Annotated in this window: 18 protein-coding genes and 1 tRNA gene; 11 read left to right on the top strand and 8 right to left on the bottom strand. The window is 64.9% G+C overall.

The features are described 5' to 3' along the window. Nucleotides 1-9 precede the first annotated feature (9 nt). Both ACUXVX_RS00885 and ACUXVX_RS00880 read right to left on the bottom strand, forming a co-directional pair. Nucleotides 10-720 (bottom strand): hypothetical protein, encoded by a 711-nt coding sequence (locus tag ACUXVX_RS00885; RefSeq protein ID WP_222471492.1) that lies wholly within the window; start codon nt 718-720, stop codon nt 10-12. Nucleotides 721-888: 168 nt separating this feature from the next. Continuing rightward, entirely contained in the window at nt 889-2,325 is a 1,437-nt protein-coding gene (locus ACUXVX_RS00880) for an NAD(P)-dependent oxidoreductase (RefSeq protein ID WP_446309968.1), read from the bottom strand. A 210-nt stretch (nt 2,326-2,535) separates the two neighbouring features. Here ACUXVX_RS00880 and ACUXVX_RS00875 point away from each other — a divergent pair, with 210 nt between their 5' ends. Continuing rightward, entirely contained in the window at nt 2,536-3,339 is an 804-nt protein-coding gene (locus ACUXVX_RS00875) for an undecaprenyl-diphosphate phosphatase (RefSeq protein ID WP_446309967.1), read from the top strand. Between the two features lie 9 nt (nt 3,340-3,348). Here ACUXVX_RS00875 and ACUXVX_RS00870 read toward each other — a convergent pair whose 3' ends face one another. Then, nucleotides 3,349-4,332: a complex I NDUFA9 subunit family protein gene (locus ACUXVX_RS00870; protein ID WP_446309966.1), complete on the bottom strand. Its 984-nt coding sequence runs from the start codon at nt 4,330-4,332 to the stop codon at nt 3,349-3,351. A gap of 129 nt (nt 4,333-4,461) precedes the next feature. Here ACUXVX_RS00870 and ACUXVX_RS00865 point away from each other — a divergent pair. From ACUXVX_RS00865 to ACUXVX_RS00820, 10 genes are all read left to right on the top strand, one after another. Next, a tRNA-Leu gene (locus ACUXVX_RS00865) sits at nt 4,462-4,548 on the top strand. Between the two features lie 132 nt (nt 4,549-4,680). Next, nucleotides 4,681-5,409, top strand: coding sequence for a hypothetical protein (locus ACUXVX_RS00860; RefSeq protein ID WP_446309965.1), 729 nt, complete (start codon nt 4,681-4,683; stop codon nt 5,407-5,409). 79 nt (nt 5,410-5,488) lie between these two features. Continuing rightward, nucleotides 5,489-6,103 (top strand): ribonuclease D, encoded by a 615-nt coding sequence (locus ACUXVX_RS00855; protein ID WP_446309964.1) that lies wholly within the window; start codon nt 5,489-5,491, stop codon nt 6,101-6,103. A gap of 9 nt (nt 6,104-6,112) precedes the next feature. Continuing rightward, nucleotides 6,113-7,090: a KpsF/GutQ family sugar-phosphate isomerase gene (locus ACUXVX_RS00850; RefSeq protein ID WP_446309963.1), complete on the top strand. Its 978-nt coding sequence runs from the start codon at nt 6,113-6,115 to the stop codon at nt 7,088-7,090. A 10-nt stretch (nt 7,091-7,100) separates the two neighbouring features. Beyond that, nucleotides 7,101-7,718: an LPS export ABC transporter periplasmic protein LptC gene (lptC, locus tag ACUXVX_RS00845; RefSeq protein WP_222496288.1), complete on the top strand. Its 618-nt coding sequence runs from the start codon at nt 7,101-7,103 to the stop codon at nt 7,716-7,718. A 12-nt stretch (nt 7,719-7,730) separates the two neighbouring features. Next, on the top strand, nt 7,731-8,255 hold the full coding sequence (locus tag ACUXVX_RS00840; RefSeq protein ID WP_410000894.1) for an LptA/OstA family protein: 525 nt from the start codon (nt 7,731-7,733) through the stop codon (nt 8,253-8,255). A gap of 71 nt (nt 8,256-8,326) precedes the next feature. Further along, nucleotides 8,327-9,028, top strand: a complete 702-nt coding sequence (lptB, locus tag ACUXVX_RS00835) for an LPS export ABC transporter ATP-binding protein (RefSeq protein ID WP_222471670.1) — start codon at nt 8,327-8,329, stop codon at nt 9,026-9,028. Nucleotides 9,029-9,039: 11 nt separating this feature from the next. Continuing rightward, entirely contained in the window at nt 9,040-10,350 is a 1,311-nt protein-coding gene (locus ACUXVX_RS00830; RefSeq protein ID WP_446309962.1) for an RNA polymerase factor sigma-54, read from the top strand. 108 nt (nt 10,351-10,458) lie between these two features. After that, nucleotides 10,459-11,031 (top strand): ribosome hibernation-promoting factor, HPF/YfiA family, encoded by a 573-nt coding sequence (hpf, locus tag ACUXVX_RS00825; protein WP_222471500.1) that lies wholly within the window; start codon nt 10,459-10,461, stop codon nt 11,029-11,031. A 39-nt stretch (nt 11,032-11,070) separates the two neighbouring features. After that, entirely contained in the window at nt 11,071-11,535 is a 465-nt protein-coding gene (locus ACUXVX_RS00820; protein ID WP_222471501.1) for a PTS sugar transporter subunit IIA, read from the top strand. 10 nt (nt 11,536-11,545) lie between these two features. Here the strand turns inward: ACUXVX_RS00820 and ACUXVX_RS00815 are convergent, their stop codons facing one another. Genes ACUXVX_RS00815 through galE form a run of 5 tightly spaced genes read right to left on the bottom strand, consistent with a single transcriptional unit; the run spans nt 11,546 to nt 17,951 of the window. Then, the gene (locus tag ACUXVX_RS00815; RefSeq protein ID WP_446309961.1) at nt 11,546-12,982 is read right to left on the bottom strand and encodes a nodulation protein NodH; all 1,437 of its coding nucleotides are present in this window, start codon (nt 12,980-12,982) and stop codon (nt 11,546-11,548) included. Between the two features lie 7 nt (nt 12,983-12,989). Further along, entirely contained in the window at nt 12,990-14,690 is a 1,701-nt protein-coding gene (locus ACUXVX_RS00810) for a beta-1,6-N-acetylglucosaminyltransferase (protein WP_222496457.1), read from the bottom strand. Further along, nucleotides 14,687-15,721 (bottom strand): glycosyltransferase family 2 protein, encoded by a 1,035-nt coding sequence (locus ACUXVX_RS00805; RefSeq protein WP_222471503.1) that lies wholly within the window; start codon nt 15,719-15,721, stop codon nt 14,687-14,689. The genes ACUXVX_RS00810 and ACUXVX_RS00805 overlap by 4 nt, the downstream gene beginning before the upstream one ends. A 15-nt stretch (nt 15,722-15,736) precedes the next feature. Next, the gene (locus tag ACUXVX_RS00800; protein WP_446309960.1) at nt 15,737-16,975 is read right to left on the bottom strand and encodes a glycosyltransferase family 4 protein; all 1,239 of its coding nucleotides are present in this window, start codon (nt 16,973-16,975) and stop codon (nt 15,737-15,739) included. Then, nucleotides 16,965-17,951 (bottom strand): UDP-glucose 4-epimerase GalE, encoded by a 987-nt coding sequence (gene galE / locus ACUXVX_RS00795; RefSeq protein WP_446309959.1) that lies wholly within the window; start codon nt 17,949-17,951, stop codon nt 16,965-16,967. Before galE ends, ACUXVX_RS00800 begins: the two co-directional genes overlap by 11 nt. Nucleotides 17,952-17,956: the final 5 nt, after the last annotated feature.

Genomic DNA, 17,956 nt, shown 5'->3' with positions numbered 1-17,956 from the left:
GTGTCTCCTTCACTGGCTGACTGGCGGCACGAAGCTCGCCTGTAGCGCGTTACATCCGTAGCGGGGCCTGAAATCGCTGAACCCCTTTTCGCCGGGGAAGATGAACTCCCGCGGCGTGTTATCTTCCTGCCACTGCTCCTCACCGTCGAAGTAGCTCTCCTGCCCGAGCATGAAGAGCCGTTCGTCGGCAAAGACGTATTGCTTGCCGGTGGCCGCAAAGACGAGATCGCCGTTCTCGTCGCGGGTCTCCGAGTTGACGGTGACAGTGAGCAGGGTCACGCCGTCGATCACCTCGGTGTTGCCGGTGGTCTCGTCGCGGCCCTTGGTGTTGAGCTTCACCGCCTCTTCGCCGGTCTGCTCGATGGTGGTGAAATCGTAGGTATCCACCCCCTGCTCCAGTAGTTCGCTCATGCTGATCGGGTCCGGTCCCGGCTCGAACAGCCGCTCGGTGGTGCCGCTGTTGAAGTAGAAGGCATCGACCCACTGAAATTCGCGGTCGTACACATGCATGCTTGTCGGCCCGTCGAGGTCATGGCTGACCTCCCATGTGGTGCCCTCTGGCGCATCATCGCAGCGCCAGTAGTGCGAGACCGTGCAGGCGCGGGTGTGGACGGTCAGAAAGCCCGAGCAACCCGCGGGCGGGCTGGTGGATTGCGCAGCGGCTCCGCCTGCGGTGAGCAGGGCGAGGGCAGCGGGCAGGAGGGGCGTGATCGTTTTCACCGTCTCTTAACTCTTTCGCGTCTCAGCGTCAGCGATGCTGACCTTTCCGGTCGGGCCGGGCCGCCAAGCCGTTGCGTCACTGATGCTGACCTTTAACACCCTGCGTATGCATGGGATGTGCATCGGTTGTGCATCAGTTCTGCATACGACCTTTCGCCGTTTCAGCCCTTATTCTGCAGCCACCGCACGGGCGGCATCGAACTTCTCAAGGATGGCCTCGGCGGCCTCGCGGCCATCGCGGATGGCCCAGACCACGAGCGAAGCGCCGCGCTGGATATCTCCCACCGCATAGACGTTTTCCATCGGGGTCTCATGGGTCAGGAAGTCGGCCTTCACGGTGCCCCAGCGGGTCACCTGAAGCTCGGGCTGATCCCAGAGCGTGGGCAGATCCTCGGGCTCGAAGCCGAGCGCCTGAATGACAAGATCGGCCTTCTCGACGTAGTCGGAGCCTTCAATGATCTCAGGGCTTTGGCGGCCGGAGGCATCGGGGGCGCCAAGGCGCATCTTCTGCACCATCACGCCTTCGACGGTCGCATCGCCGGTGAAACCCTTGGGCGCGGAGAGCCAAACGAACTCGACGCCCTCTTCCTCGGCATTGGCCACCTCGCGCTGCGAGCCGGGCATGTTGGCCCGGTCGCGGCGGTAGAGGCATTTCACGCTGGTCGCGCCCTGCCGGATGGAGGTGCGCACGCAGTCCATCGCGGTGTCGCCGCCGCCGATGACGACCACGTTCTTTCCCTCGGCGTTGAGCGTGCCATCCTCGAACTCGGCAACCGCGTCGCCAAAGCTCTTCTTGTTGGAAGCGGTAAGGAAATCAATGGCTTTCACGATGCCCTTGGCACCCACACCGGGAGCCTGAAGCTCGCGGGTCTTGTAGACGCCGGTGGCGATGATGATCGCGCCGTGGGCCTTCTGGATGTCCTCGAAAGAGATATCCTCACCCACGTTGCAGTTGAGCTTGAAGGTCACGCCGCCGTCTTCGAGTTGCTTGTTGCGGCGCATCACAACGTCTTTCTCCAGCTTGAAGCCGGGGATGCCGTAGGTCAGCAGGCCGCCTGCGCGATCGTAACGGTCATAGACCGTGACCTGAACGCCAGCGCGGCGCAGCATGTCGGCGGCGGCAAGGCCACCTGGGCCCGCACCGATAATGCCCACGCTCTCGGGGCGCTCCTCGAGCGGCTTCGGCGGCTCGACCCAGCCGTTTTCCCACGCGGTATCAGTGATGTACTTCTCCACCGACCCGATCGTCACCGTGCCGTGGCCGGACTGCTCGATGACGCAGTTGCCTTCGCAGAGACGATCCTGCGGGCAGATGCGGCCGCAGATCTCGGGGAAGGTGTTGGTCGCCTGGCTGATCTCGTAGGCTTCCTTCAACCGCCCGGTCGCGGTGAGGCGAAGCCAGTCGGGGATGTTGTTGTGCAGCGGGCAGTGGCTCTGGCAGTAGGGCACGCCACACTGGCTGCACCGGCTCGACTGCGCCTCGGCACGCTCTGCCGCAAACTCCGCGTAAATTTCTTTGAAATCATTCGAGCGTACGTTGGCCTCCCGCTTCTCGGGCATCTGGCGTTCTAGCTCGACGAATTTCAGCATGGGCTGCTTGGCCATGACGTCTCCTTACGTTTCGTCGCCTGCCTACACGGATAGCGAAGGGAATAAAAGTCAGATGTGCTGACCTAATTTTGCGTTTTTGGGCTGCCGTCTGGCCCGGACTGCGTCAACTCCCCAGATTTTGTGTCAGCACAGTTTACCTATTTTCGCGCTTCCCTCTGTCTGCCTGTTCTGTAGGCTGCAAAAAAACCAGCCGGGCAGGGCAGCATGGAACTCTGGCAACTCCTGATTGTCGCGATAATTCAAGGCATTACAGAGTTTCTGCCGATCTCCTCCTCGGGGCACCTCATCCTTTTGCCCGGCCTCACCGGAATGGAGGACCAAGGGCAGGTTATTGATGTGGCAGTTCATGTCGGCACCCTTTTTGCCGTCATTCTCTATTTCCGGCAGGATGTTGCCGCTGCCGCCGGAGGCACGCTCCGGCTCGCGCAGGGCAAGGTCGACACCCCCGGCGCGCGACTGGCATGGCTGCTGATCCTCGCAACGATTCCCGTGATCCTCTTTGGCCTCGTCCTCAAGCTGACCGGGCTGGACGACCAGTTGCGCTCGGTTGCGGTGATCGGCTGGACGATGCTGATCTTCGGGCTCGTTCTCTACTGGGCCGACCAGAAGGGGGCCGAGGTGAAGGAGAGCACGGACTGGAGCCTGAAGGATGCGCTGATCATGGGGCTCTGGCAGGCGGTCGCCCTGATCCCCGGCACCTCGCGCTCGGGCATCACCATCACCGCCGCCCGCAGCCTCGGCTACAAGCGGGAAGACGGCGCCAAGCTGGCGATGTTGATGTCGATCCCCACGATCGCGGCCTCCGGTGTGTTGCTCGGCGCGGAAGTGGTGGCCACCGCCGATGCGCAGGCAGCGAAGGATGCAGCCATCGCCGCCTTCTTCGCCTTCATTTCTGCACTGCTCGCGCTCACGCTGATGATGCGCCTGCTGAAGTCGGTGAGCTTCACGCCCTACGTGATCTACCGGGTGATCCTCGGCCTGTTCCTGCTGTGGTGGGCCTACGTCTGACCCGCCGCCTCAGGCCTTCAGTTTGCCCGCCGACTCCTTGATCGCGTCATACTGGCCGGAGGGCCGGTACTTCCACATGTAGTCGGGCAGTTCCGCCTCCATCGGGGTGGGGGTGATGCCGAGGCTCTCCAGCCCGCTGGCGCCCTCGGCCACCACGTTGTCGACCCCGAGGCTCTTCACCTGATCGCGGTTGATCAGGGAGTTGGTGAAGAGCCCGCCGGTCACGGTTTGCGCCATGTCGAGCGAGCCTGCCATCAGGCGCGCGACGAAGGCGGGTTGGGGGATGATGATTTTCTTGCGACGGATGATGCCCAGAACCTTCTCGACCAGCGCGCGGATGGTCAGCACCTCGGGGCCACCCAGCTCGTAGGTGCCGGCCTCTACCTCGCCCAGCGCCGCCTTTTCGGCGGCGGCGGCCACGTCATCGACGAAGACGGGCTGCACCCGGGTCTCCGCGCCGATGACCGGCAGGAACGGCCCGAAGCGGGCCATCGAGGCGTAGAGGTTGATGAAGCCGTCCTCGGGACCGAACATCAGCGAGGGGCGCAGAATCACTGCCTCGGCAAAGCCCGCCTTCACCGCCTCTTCGCCCTTGCCCTTGGTCTGGTAGTAAGCGCTGGGCCCCTCGGCATCTGCACCGATGGCAGAGACGTGGACCATGCGGGCAACGCCCTGCTCCGCCGCGATGCGCGCGATCCGGCCCGCGCCATCGATATGCACGGCGTCCATGTTGTTCTTGCCGTAGGTACCGCCCACGCCGACGCAGTTGATCACTACATCAGCGCCCTGCATCGCGGCGGCCACGGAGGCATCATCGCGGATGTTACAAAAGATCGGCTCGACCTGGCCGACAACGCCGTAGGGCTTGAGGAAGAGGGCCTCGTTGGGGCGGCGCACCGCCGCGCGCACCCGCCATCCCTGCTTGGCCAGCCTGCGGGCGATGTAGCGCCCCAGAAAGCCGGAACCGCCATAGATGGTAACGAGCTTCGACATAACGGATGTCTCCCTTGCTGGCTGAATTGCTGATAGCTTCCTGCGCCCCACCGGGCAAGGCGCGAATGGCCGCAGAACTGTGGTTGACACCCCCGTTCGGCGCATATATCTGCCCCTCTCACGACACCTGCCCAGGTGGCGGAATTGGTAGACGCGCCAGCTTCAGGTGCTGGTGTCTGTATGGACGTGGAGGTTCGAGTCCTCTCCTGGGCACCAACGTCGAAAGGCCCCCGAGCGCTCTGCGTTTCGGGGGCCTTCGATTTTGGCGTGGGCGATTCTGCGCGGGTAACCGAACCTCAAGGCTTTTCTGGTTTCTGGCGGGCGACGGTGCGCTCAGAACGAGGCTCGATGCTTGATCGCATGCATATCCGCCGGGGCTGGCTGGCCCTTATGCTCTGCCTGTGCTGGCTTGGCGCAGCAGAGGCCGCCGACCCGATCTTTGGTGGCGCACGGCCCTTGGGTGCGCGGGCCGGGGCGGATGCAGGCGCCGGGCCGAGCCTGTTTGCCGGGGTGCAAGAGGGCGGGTTCTTTGCCCCGTTGCCGGACAGGGGGACCGGGGCCGTCCGGGTCAGCCCGCGCCGGGGCTGGACGACCGAGGCGGTTTATTCCGAGTGGATTCGAGGGCTGATCGCCGAGGCGGAGGCCGGGGCGGCGGGGTATGATGCGGTGGTACTGAGTGCGCGCGTCAAGCCACCAAGCCGCCCGACAGAGATGACCATCGGCGAGATCTACCAGTGGATCGAGGACACGCCGGGCCAGAACCACGCCATCGGGCGTTACCAGTTCATCCCCGTGACCCTGCGCCGCCTCGTGGACCATATCGGCGCGGCGCCTGAGACCGGGTTCAGCCCCGAAGTGCAGGATGCGCTGGCCGACCAGCTCCTGCGGGAGGCGGGGCTGGCCGAGCTGCTCGCGGGGACCATGCCGCGCAAGACCTTTATGAACCGGCTCGCGACCATCTGGGCCGGGCTGCCGACCTCTTCGGGCAAGTCGCATTACCACGGCCACGCGGGCAACAAGGCGACGATGAGCTGGAGCCGTTTCGAGGCGGAAATGGCCAAGTTCTTCCCCGAGTAGCGGCCCACGCTGCGGCGGCATTTGATTTCGCACGGCGAAGGGCCTATTTCGGCTCAAACGGCAAAAGAGGCAGCGCATCGTGGCAAAGACCCATCTCTACAAGAACGACCTCCCCGAAGGGTTGGACCTTGGCCCATTGGTGGCCATCGACTGCGAGACCATGGGCCTCAACCCGCACCGGGACCGGCTGTGCCTTGTGCAGATGTCGGGCGGTGACGGAGAGGCGCATCTGGTGCAGATCGAGAAGGGGCAGACTGAGGCGCCGAACCTCTGCGCCATGCTGGAGAACCCCGAGGTGCTGAAGCTCTTCCACTTCGGGCGCTTCGACATTGCCGCGATGTACAATGCCTTCGGCGCGCTGGCCGCGCCGGTCTATTGCACCAAGATCGCCTCCAAGCTGGTGCGCACCTTCACCGACCGGCACGGGCTGAAATACCTCTGCCAGGAGCTGATCGGGGTGGATATCTCGAAGCAGCAACAAAGCTCTGACTGGGGCGCGCCGGAACTGACCGAGGCGCAGCAGAGCTACGCCGCCTCCGATGTGCTGCACCTGCACCAGCTGCGCGACGTGCTGAACGAGCGGCTGGAGCGCGAGGGGCGGATGGAGCTGGCGCAGAGCTGCTTCGGGTTTCTGCCCACGCGTGCCAAGCTGGACCTCGCCGGCTGGCCCGAAATCGACATATTCGCCCATTAGGCTGCCGCGATGACCTCCCATCCGCCCATCGACCCGGCCACGCTCATCGAAGCGGGCAAGCGGGTGATCGCCCTCGAAACCGAGGGGCTGAGACGCCTTGCCGATGGCCTTGGGCCGGGATTTGCCGAGGCCTGCGAGATGATCCTCGCCGCGCCGGGACGGGTGATTGTGAGCGGGATGGGCAAGTCGGGGCATATCGCCCGCAAGCTCGCCGCCACCTTTGCCTCTACCGGCACGCCTGCGCACTTCGTCCACCCCGCCGAGGCCAGCCACGGCGACCTTGGCATGATGAGCGCGGGCGATGTGGCGCTGCTGCTCTCCAACTCCGGCGAAACTCCCGAGCTGGCCGACATGATCGCCCACACCCGGCGCTTCGGCATTCCGCTGATCGGGGTGGCCTCGAACCCGGAGAGCACGCTGCTGAAACGGGCCGATTGCGCGATTGTCCTGCCCCGCGCCGAGGAGGCCTGCGAGGAGGGGATCGTGCCGACGACCTCCACCACGATGACACTGGCGCTGGGCGATGCGCTGGCCGTGGCGCTGATGAAGCACCGCCGCTTCACGCCCGAAAAGTTCCGCGACTTTCACCCGGGCGGCAAGCTGGGCGCCCGGCTGGCAAAGGTGCGCGACCTCATGCACGGGGCCGATGCGCTGCCTCTTGCCGCTCCCGGAACGCCGATGAGCGAGGCCCTGCTTACCATGAGCCAGAGCGGTTTTGGCGTGGTGGGCGTGGCGGCGCAGGATGGTAGGCTTCACGGTATCGTCACCGACGGTGACTTGCGCCGGCACATGTCGGGGCTTCTGGATCATACCGTGGATGAAGTCATGACAGAGAACCCCCTGACCATCGGCCCCGACGCGCTTGCCGCCGAGGCGCTTGCGCTGATGAATGGCCGGAAGATCACCTGCCTCTTTGTGCTCTCGCCAGAGGGCCGGGCGGAGGGGCTGCTGCACATCCACGATTGCTTGCGCGCGGGGGTGGCCTGAGGGCGCGGTCATGTCGGTTTACGACAACAGCTATTCCCGCTTCGTCTCGATGGCCAAGATCGTGCTGCCGCTGGCGGCGCTGGCGATGCTCTCCACGCTCTTTCTTGTCGCGCGCACCGTCGACCCGACCCGCTCGATCCCCTACGCCGATGTGGATGTGAACGAGTTGGCACGCGAGCAGCGCATCTCGGCCCCCAACTACTCGGGCGTCACCCGCGATGGCTCGGCGATATCCATCGCCGCCTCTACCGCCCGGCCGGACCCTGACAACGAGCACCTCGTCTCGGCGACCGATCTGAGCGCCAAGCTCGAAACAGAGGGCGGCGCGACCTATGAGCTTTCATCGCTCTCGGGGCAGATCGACACCGAGGCGGGGCAGGCGGTGCTGAACGGCGGCGTCATCATCACTACCCCCACGGGCTATCGCGTGACCTCAGAAGAGATCACCACCGCGCTGGAGCGCACCGAGATCGAATCGCCCGGCCCGGTGCAGGCCGAGGGCCCCGCCGGTGTGCTGGACGCGGGCAGCATGCGGCTTGCCCGCGCCGAAGAGGGCGACGAGGCCAGCGGCTACCTTCTGGTTTTCAACGGAGGGGTGAAACTGGTATACACCCCGCCAAGCGAATAGGAATTTTTCTCCGTGACTTTCAAACGCGCGACTTTCAAACGCCTCTTTCTGGCCGGGTGCCTCGCGGCTTTTGCCGGGCTTTCCGGCCCGGTGCTGGCGCAGGGTGCGAACGTGGCCTTCGGGGCGCTGAAGCATGACAGTTCGCTGCCCGTCGAGATCGCCGCCGATCAGCTTCAGATCAACCAGGAGACCGGCAAGGCCGTGTTCCGCGGCAATGTCGAGGTGGGCCAGGGCGAGATGCGGCTGGCGGCTGCGATGGTCGAGGTGGAATACGAGGGCGGCGAAAGCGCGACCGGCAAGGTCAGCCGTTTGCACGCCACCGGGGGCGTCACGCTGGTGAGCGGGGCCGAGGCGGCAGAGGCCCGCGAGGCGGTGTATACCATTGGCTCGAGCGAGATCGTGATGACCGGCGATGTGCTGCTGACGCAGGGCCAGAACGCGCTTTCTGGCCAGAAGCTGGTGGTCGACCTCGACAAGGGGACCGGCGTGATGGAAGGCCGCGTGCGCACCGTCTTCCGGTCGGACGCGGAAAATTGAGCGACAGCAAGGCCGATACCAAGCCCGGCTTGCGGGTGGCCGGAGGCGAGGGCGGTTTGCGCGTGGTGAACATGCGCAAGAGCTACCGCAAACGTCTCGTGATCCGCGATGTCAGCATGGAGTTGGGCCGTGGCGAGGTTGTGGGCCTGCTCGGCCCCAATGGGTCGGGCAAGACGACCTGCTTTTACACCATCGCCGGGCTGATCGTGCCGGAAAGCGGCCATATCACCATCGACGGGCGCGAGGTGACAAGCCTGCCGATGTATCGCCGCGCCAAGCTTGGCATCGGCTACCTGCCGCAGGAAATGTCGATCTTTCGCGGGCTGAACGTGGAAGACAACATCATGGCGATTTTGGAGATCGCCGAGAGTGACCGCCACAAGCGGCGCGAGCGGCTGGAGGAGCTGCTCTCGGAATTCGCCATCGAGCACCTGCGCCGCGCACCTGCCCTCGCCCTTTCGGGCGGTGAGCGCCGCCGGGTGGAGATTGCCCGCTGCCTCGCCGCCGACCCGAAATACCTGCTGCTCGACGAGCCATTCGCCGGGGTCGACCCGATCTCGGTGGGGGAGATCCGGCACCTCGTGGCCGACCTGAAGACCCGCGGCATCGGCGTGCTGATCACCGATCACAACGTGCGGGAGACGCTGGAAACGGTTGATCGCGCCTACATCCTGCATGACGGCAAGATCCTGATGAGCGGCACCGCCGATGAGGTGGTGAAGGATGAGAACGTGCGCCGGGTTTACCTCGGCGACAGCTTCCGCATCATGTAAGGCGGGCTGAGGTGAGCGGCCCGCAAACCCGGCTTGAACTTCGTCAGACCCAACGGCTCGCCATCTCTCCGGCGCTGCAGCAATCGGTTGCGGTGCTGGCGCTGGGCGGGGTGGTGCTGGAGGAGATGATCGCCGAGGCGGCCTCGGAAAACCCGTTTTTGATCTACACGCCGATGGATGCCGCCTCGGGTATCTCGGGTGCCAGCCTCAGCGCCTATGACGTGGCCTTGCAGACGGTGGCGGCCACGCCGAGCCTTGGCGAGCATCTGTGTAGCCAGATCGCCCTGATGGACCTGCCCGCCGATGTGGCCGAGGCGGCGATGAACCTCGCCTATGACCTCGATGAAAACGGCTTTCTGACCCAGCCCGACGCGCAGGCCGTGGCGCGGGACCATGGCATCCCCGAGATCCGGGCGATGCAGGCGGTGCGGGCGTTGCAGGCCTGCGAGCCTGCGGGGATCGGCGCGTTCAGCCTGATCGACAGTGTGCGGCTGCAAATGCTGGATGCCGGGCTTTCGGGCGAGCGGATCCAGCTGATCCTGACCGGGCTGCCCTATTTCACCAAGGGCCAGACCAACCTGATCGGCCCTGCCCTGGGCCTGACCGAAGAGGAGGCCGAGGAGATCACCGAGCTGGTGCGCTCGCTGGACCCGTCACCGGGCCGGGCGTTCGACACGGCAGACCCGATCATCCGTGTGCCCGAGCTGGTGGTGTCGGAAGGCAAGGACGCAGCGCTGGAGGTGGAGCTGGTCAACGACCACGCGCCGCGGCTGAAGATCGACAGCGAGCTGGCGGCGGCGCGGGGGGACATGGCCACCAACCACTTCAGGGACGCCCGAGACCTGATTGCCGCCGTCAAATACCGGGGCAAGACCCTGCTGGCGGTGGGCAGGGCGGTGGTGGATGCGCAGGCGGGCTATTTCACAGGGCGAAGCAAGGCGCTGGCACCGCTGACCCGCTCTGCGATTGCGGAGCGACTCTCGCTGCACAAGTCGACCGTAGGCCGTGCGATTGCGGGCAAGACGATGCTCTGGCGGGGCGAGATCATCGAGCTGGATAGCCTCTTTCCCGCAGCCCTCACCGCCGGGCCGGGCAAGCCGGTTTCGAGCCATGCGGCGCAGCTCGCCATCGCCCGACTCGTGGCTTCGGAAGAGCGCGATTCGGTGCTCTCGGACGAGGCGATCTGTGAAAGGTTGAGAGAGGATGGAGTTGACATCTCGCGGCGAACTGTCGCCAAATACAGAAAATGCCTGAACATACCGTCCTCCGCAAATCGACGCCGCCTGCTGACCAAATCAGCGGAGCAGCGCCGAACTCGGTGAAATCCACACAACGCCGCATTACATAGTGATTGCCCACCGGCACGCATGGCGCTGTGCCGTGCTTCCGCCGATGGGATGAAGACCCAGAAGAAGACCCCAGGAGGTGCCATGCGCTACCAGATCAGCGGAAAACAGATCGACATCGGTGAAGCTCTGCAAACTCACGTGCAGTCCGGCCTCGGTGCAGTCGTGGACAAATACGCGGAGCGTCCGACCGACGCGAACGTTGTCTTCTCTAAGAGCGCCCACGAGTTCGTGTGCGAGTCGACCATTCACCTTTCGACCGGCCTCACCGCCTCTGCCAAGGCCCATGCGGCCGAGATCTACTCCGCTTTCGAGCTGTGTTGCGACAAGATGGAAAAGCAACTCAGGCGCTACAAACGCCGCCTCAAGGACCACCACAAGGAGCGCACGCAGCCGGTTGAATTCATCGGTGCCTCCTCGTATATCCTCGCCGCATCGGAAGACACCGACACCGAGGAGCCGGATAGCCTCCAGCCGATGATCATCGCAGAGATGGAGGCCCGCGTGCCTTCGCTGTCTGTCGGTGAGGCTGTGATGCAGATGGAGCTCCAAGGCGCGCCGGTTCTGGTTTTCCGCAATGAAGGGCATAGTGGTGTCAACGTGGTGTACCGTCGGGACGACGGGAACATTGGCTGGATCGACACCCAACAGGAATGAGTGGCGCCCCGCTGGAGGGGCGGGAAGGCCGGGCAGAGCATGGAACTGCGAGAAATCCTCAAGCCTGAGGCCGTGAAGGTCTTGCAGGGCGTGAGCAGCAAGAAGCGGCTGTTTCAGCAGCTCGCCGAGCAGGCTCACGCCGCCTATGGGATGGAATCCCAGCGCTCTGTCGATGCGCTCATGGAACGTGAAAGCCTCGGCCCCACCGGTGTGGGCCGGGGCGTTGCCCTGCCGCATGCGCGGCTTGAGGGGCTGGACTCGGTCGTGGGCGTGTTCTTCCGGATCGAGAAGCCGGTGGATTTCGACTCGGTGGACCGGCAGCCGGTGGATTTGGTGTTTGCCCTCTTTGCGCCGCAGGATTCGGGCGTGGATCACCTCAAGGCGCTGGCGCTGGTGTCGCGCACGCTGAGGGACGCGGGCGTTTGCGGCAAGCTGCGCGCCAATGATGCGCCCTCGACACTGCACACCATCCTGACAGAAGCGCCTGGCGAACAGGCGGCCTGAGCGGCCTCGACTAGCTGTTGCGCAGCCGTTTGAATCCGAACGCTAAGTAATCGCGCTGGTAGGCATCGATTGCCGCCTGCTCGATATCGTCATCGAGAATCGCGTCCAGTAGCATCGCACCGGCCTCTTCCGGCGGCTCCGGGGCTACTGAGCTTTCAATCTCGCACTGCGCCAGAAGCTGTGACAGCCCGAGCGTCAGCTGATCTTCGCGGATCACCATGTCGGGCTGGCCCAGTTCGGCAAATCCCTGAATCACCGCCGCCTGGCTGGCCCATGCCGCATCGATCCGCACGCCGGTCTGCCCGGCGAGGTTGGCCTTTAGGAACTTCAGGTAGGCGAGAAAGGCGGCGTGATGGGCGGCGGTGTCATAATCTTCGCCCGGCTCACCCTCGGGCAGGGGCACCTTGTAGCCTTCGCGCAGGGTGCGGCGAATCTTGACGAAGGCCTCCTCGCCCTCGGCCCGCAGGATGTGATGGCAGAACACGCGGTGCGCCCGTTCCAGCGGGTGGGCAACGACCGAGAAACTGCGGCCGCCCTTGTTCTGCCGTCGCCATTGGCGAAGGGTTTTTTGGTTGAAGCCGCGTTGCAGCGCATCGGTCTCCACCCCGTCGAGCGCGGCCATCCACGCCTCCACCGGCCCCAGCGCCGTGCCTTTCACCGGCATGTGCAGAATCGGGCTTTTGGCGCAGGCGAGGTAGGTGGGCACTACCCCGCCGCGACGAGGCTCGAAGTTGGGCGTGCGGGTGAGTCCGAACGTGTCGATCTTCGCGAGCGCGGCCTGCATCTCGTCGAAGTTGGCGACCTTTTCATCCAGCCCGCCGGGGTTTTGCTTTTTTAGCTTGGTCGAAAGCTCTTCGAGCGGAGCCTCGCAGCCCAGAAACCGTGCGAGGCCGTTCAGCACGCCAAGGTCGTTGATATCTTCATACGCGATGTAGAAGCCGGTTTGCCCGGTGATCTGCATTTCGTGCTGGAGCAGGAGTTGAAACGCCTGAAGCTCGGCCACCAGCTCCTCGAACTCTGCGCCATCGAACCGGATCTTCGCGTCACGCCGGTGCTTGGCATCGGTCAGCCGCCACTGGCCGGTCTCGGCGGCGATCTTCCGGCTGACGTAGCTCTCCAGCGGGTTGCGAGTTAGGATGACCTTGGCGCAGAGCGGGTCCGGCAGGCAGGCTTCCAGCACGCGGGGGTCGTGATCGTGGAAGAAGCGGAAGCCGGGCAGGCCCTTGGTGTTCTTCTTCATCCGGTCGATCAGGCGGAGCGGGTCGGCCTCGCGCGCGGCGAGGGTCATGTCGAAAAGTTCCTTGGTGTTGTGATGCCCGACGAAGTGCGGATTGAAGGCCTCGCCGTAGCAGTGCAGCCCGTCGAACCTGTTGATGTTCTCTTCCAGATAGTTGGAGCCCGTGCGCATCTCGCCGAAGATCACGAAGTAGTCGAAACGGGCACTCATTGCGGGGTCACTTCTTTACCAGATAGGGGCGCTGGGCGTCGGCGGAGGTGGGCACCAGCGCGGGATCGACCGGGAAATCGCCGGCAAGATAGGGGTTCATCCCCTGGTTCTTCAGGGTTTGCAGGAAGCGGCCGAAGCCGTTGAGATCATGCATCAGCGGCGCTGCGGTGAGGCGGCGGCGGGCGCCGGGCATGATATCGTCCATGATGGTCTGGAGGTTGTTCATCGGGTCTTCGATGAATTCCGCCAGCGTCCAGATCCGGACCCGCGCCTTGGCGTAGGGCGAGCGCAGGGTACGCATGTGCTCGGCCTCGATGGATTGCAGCCGCGCGGCCTCCTTGCGGACGACCGAGGAGTTGATGCCCAGCTTGAACAGGCCAATCGCCCAGGCTCCGGTGATGACCGAGATCTGCGCCTTGGGATCGGTGGCGATGAACCACTCGATCTTCTGGCTGTCGCCCGGACCAAACTGGAACATCTGCCGCTCGCCGCGGGTGTTCCAGATCAGGCTGGTCAGGAAGGCCTCGGGGTTGTGGTCGCGCAGCAGGGCGCTGTCGGGCAGGTTGCCGTTGTAGGTTGGCTCGCCGCCCGCGTAATTGACCCTGTCGGGGGCGAAGAGGTGGCCATGCACCCGCCCGCCGGCGGTTTTACCCAGCCATGTATCGAAGTTCGAGAACAGCTCGGAAAAGCCCTCGAACACCGAGTAGGACTCCGAGGTCTTGCCGTTCTCCCAGTCGCGGTTGGGGAAGCGGCTCTGCATGTAGAGGCCGGGGCGGCCCAGCGTGCGGCGGTCGACGGCCTTGGCAAAGAGCCGGTCGATCTTGGACGGGTTCGGCTCGGCGTTCTTGGTGACCTTTGGGTCGTTCGACAGGAAGGAGGCATAGAGCCGGTTGGCCTGCGGCCAGATCTTGCGGGCGACGAAGCAGTCGGACCGGCGCAGGAGCTGCAGGTGATCGTCGTAGAAGATGTGCGGTTTGCCCTGAAAGTCGAACTTGGAGAGCGTCAACGAGCGGCTCTCCACATCGTTGGAATAGACCCGAACGATGGATTGAAAGTAGCTCTCGTCGGGGATCCAGACGCGCTTGAAATAGCGGTCGTAGAGCGGGCGGTCGGGATCGGTGAGGATAGCCTCGAGGGTCGGGCGCGAGAGGCACCACCATTGCGAGCCGAGGTGCGGCACCAGCCCTTTGGGCACCCTGCGTTTGAACCGCACGGCCCGTTGCAGGGCGACGTACCGGTCGAACAGGAAGCGCTGCTTCTTCCACGAGAAGGGGAAGCGCAGGGTAAACCGCTCGCTGTCGAAGCCGCCCTTGGTCCACGTCACGTCTTCGATGGTGACGCTTTCGATAAAGTCGGTGCGCGGGCGGGCCTTGAGGTAGGCGCGCAGCTCCTGCACCGGGCGGAGCGGCAGGCAGGAGCCGGAGGCGAGGTAGACGTGGCTGACCTCGGGGTGCTGCTCCAGCATGATCTCCGCCGCCTTCTGGGTGGCGGCGACGATGTTCCATGTGCCCCACTCGCAGAGGTAGCGCGGCGCGAAGCTGACGTTGTCGAGATCGGCGAGCGAGGCGGTGAGCTTGTCGTAGGCCTTGCGCGGCACCTTCTTGTCGCAATGGATGACGATGGGGCAGCCGCTGGTGGCCCAGTGCCGGGCAGTCTGGCTGGCGCGGTCGAGCGCGGTATGCACGAGCATCACGAAGCCGACCATCAGGCCCAGTTCCCCTTGGACATCAGCCCGAGAATTTCGAGCTGCCGCCAGTTGATGTAGCGCTCGCTCCACTTGGTCCAGAAATCGGGATTGTCGCGCAGCACGCGGGCGTAGGCCTTGTACTCATGGCTGGCCGCATAGTGCTGGCCGCGCTCCAGCTCCTCCTCGGACTTGGCCGAGAAGGTGTCGAGAAACTTGGCGTGGAGCAGGATGCCGGATGCCTTCTCGCCGCCCCACTCGTCATAGGTCAGGTTCAGGCCGCGGGGGAGCAGCATGTGGGTGGAGCTGACGTAGGTGTAGCTGCGGTCCCACTTCACCAGCGGGATCTTGTTGAGCGCGGGCGCCCGCTCGGGGGCGTCGCCAAAGAAGGCACGAGCGCGGGGGCCGCCCTGAATCCACAGGTTGCCATACATGGCGTTGCGGGTGATCTGGTAATTGCCGCTGTCGAAATAGCTGGCGATCTCGAGCGGGTTCTGCCCCTCGCTGTAGGGCAGCGCATCGAGCGGGCCCTTTGGATACATGTCGAGCAGCATGGCCGAGAACGACTTGATCGAGGAGGCATCGAGCCAGTCGGTCAGGGCGCGGATGGGCCGGGTATCGCAGAACGGGTAGACGAAGAACTCATCGACATCGACCACAAGCGCCCAATGCCCGTGGGCGTATCTGCGTTGCAGCCAGTTGAGCCAGTCGACTCCGAAGCGGGCGCGTTTGTAGCTGTGCTCGGTGGTCCAGAGCGAGACATCGCCCTGATCGGCGAGATACTCGCGTGAGCCATCATCGGAGCCGTTATCGACGATGAAGAAATGCGCGATGCCGAGCTTGCGGTAATAGTCCAGAAAATAGGGCAGGCGGATGCGCTCGTTGCGCAGGGTGACGAAGGCGAGCACATCGCCTGGGCGGACGGCGGCGCTGCGGTTGGCCACTGAGGATAGCTCACGCCGCTTGCGCAACGCGCGGATGCGCCAGCGTTTCCGCTGGAGCCGCAAGCGGTATGATCTCAAAGCGCCCAACTCAATCCTTCGCCCCGGGGGCATGGCGGAACCGCGGTATCAGGTCACGCTTAAAACTGTGTTGAAATGCGACTCCCACGTAGGGAGCGTCGCCAACTCCACCTCGTCCGACGGCCCCGCACCGTTCGTTGTTGCCATTTCATAAATGGTCTTGGCCCATAGATAGCTATCGTTCCCATTCAGGTAAACTGGCAATTCCCCGAGAAATTCACGGTAAACCGGCAGGTTATTGGCCAGCGCCGGGGTGCCGAGGGCGAGTGCTTCGGCGGGCGGCAGGCCGAAGCCTTCGGCGTGGGAGGGGAAGAGCGCGGCGCATGCGCCTGCGGTGAGCGCGGCGACGGCCCCATCGGAGAGGCCGGGCAGCTCGTGAATTGGTGCGCCGGTTTCGCGCAGGGCGTCGAGCCGGGCGAAGACGGCCTCGTTGTTCCAGCCCCGGCTGCCGATGATGAAGAGCGCGGGCGTTTTGCCGGGCATGTCGGCGAGTTTCTCCCATGCATCGAGCAGGAGCGCGTGGTTCTTGCGCGGCTCGATGGTGCCAGTGGTCAAGAAATAGGGGGTGTCGGTCGGCAATCCTTCGGGCAGGTCGCCGGGCCGGGGTGCGGGGCGTTCTACCCCGAGCAGGGCCACCGTGGCCTCGGGCATTCGCCCGAACTGGCCGAACCAATGGGCGGTGCGGCTGCGGGTATCTTCGGAGTTGCAGATCAGCCGGGTGGCGTGGCGGCTGACACGCCGCATGGCAGCCTCGAATGTTTCGGGCTGACCCTCGCGCTGATACTGCGGGTAATCGAGCGGGATCATGTCGTGGATCAGCACGGTGATCTCGGCGCCCTGCGCGCGGAAGGCGGTGAGCACCCGCTCGGTGAGGTTGGAGTGGCCCACGTTGAGGTAGCGCGTGCCATTCGGCAGGTGCCGCGCCAGCATGGCGCTCAGGCGGGGTCGGGGGCAGGAGGCGCGGGCGAGCCTGCGGATATCGGCATGCACCCGGCGCTGGAGCGCGTTGAGCCGCCGGTTGAGCAGGCCGCGCAGGTCGGCCCGGCCCCATTGCCCGCCCCCGTCCAGCCGCTCGGCCAGCAGCGCCACGCCCTCGCGGTCGAGCAGGGCGAAGGAGAGCGGCTGACGGATCAGGGCAAAGAGCGGCGCGTCTTCGGCCAGCAGCCTGTCGAGATAGGCGCGTTCGACCCGGTCCACCCCGGTAAGCGGCCCGCGCCCGACACGGGAGACCAGCCGTGACAGATCAAGGCAGCGGGGCCGTTTGGAGGAGGAAGGCTCAGCGTTCATAGGGCGCGGACTGATGCCAGCGCCATGCGTCGGCGATCATGGTGGCCATGTCGGAGCGCTGCGGCGCCCAGCCCAGCTCTTCGACCGCGCGGCGGCTGCCGGAGACCAGTGCGGTGGCATCGCCGGGGCGGCGCGCGCCCTCGATCATCGGCACCTCGCGGTTGGTCACGGCGCGGCTGGCATCCACCACCTCGCGGACCGAGAAGCCATCGCCCGAGCCAAGGCAGAAGACCCGGCTCTCGCGGCCCGACTTGAGCCACTCCAGCCCCTTCACATGAGCATCGACCAGATCGGAGACATGCACGTAGTCGCGGATGCAGGTGCCGTCGGGCGTGTTGTAATCGGTGCCGTAGATTGTGAGCGCCTCGCGTTTGCCGGCGATGGCATCGAGCATCAGGGGGATCAGGTGGGTCTCGGGCAGGTGCTGCTCGCCCACCTCGGCCTCCGGGTCCGACCCGGCGACGTTGAAGTAGCGGAAGATCACCGAGCGCAGCCCGTGGGCGGCCTCGAAATCGCCCAGCAGTTGCTCGATGGCGAGCTTGGAGCTGCCGTAGGCATTGATCGGCTTCTGCTCGGTCTCCTCATTCAGCAAAACGCCATCCTGATCGCCGTAGGTGGCGCAGGTGGAGGAGAAGACGAAGTTGAGGCATCCGGCGGCCACGGCAGCATCGGCGAGGTTGGCCGCGCCGGTCACGTTCTCGCGCCAGTATTTGCCGGGATCGCGCATGCTCTCGCCCACCAGTGACAGCGCGGCGAAGTGCATCACCGCCACGGGGCGATAGGTGGCAAAGGCGGCGTCGATGCTGGCGCGGTCCAGCAGGTCGCCCTCGTGGAGCGGGCCGAACTTGACCGCATCACGCCAACCGGTGGAGAGGTTGTCGAAGGCTACGGGCACATAGCCCGCCGCCTTCAGCGCCTTGCAGGCATGGGCGCCGATAAAGCCTGCGCCCCCTGTGACCAGAACATGCTCAGCCATCGGGG

The sequence above is a fragment of the Vannielia sp. SX4 genome, from assembly GCF_052828525.1.
Note: the sequence above shows the minus strand (reverse complement) of the source record. Positions and strands in the feature narration are given on the sequence as shown.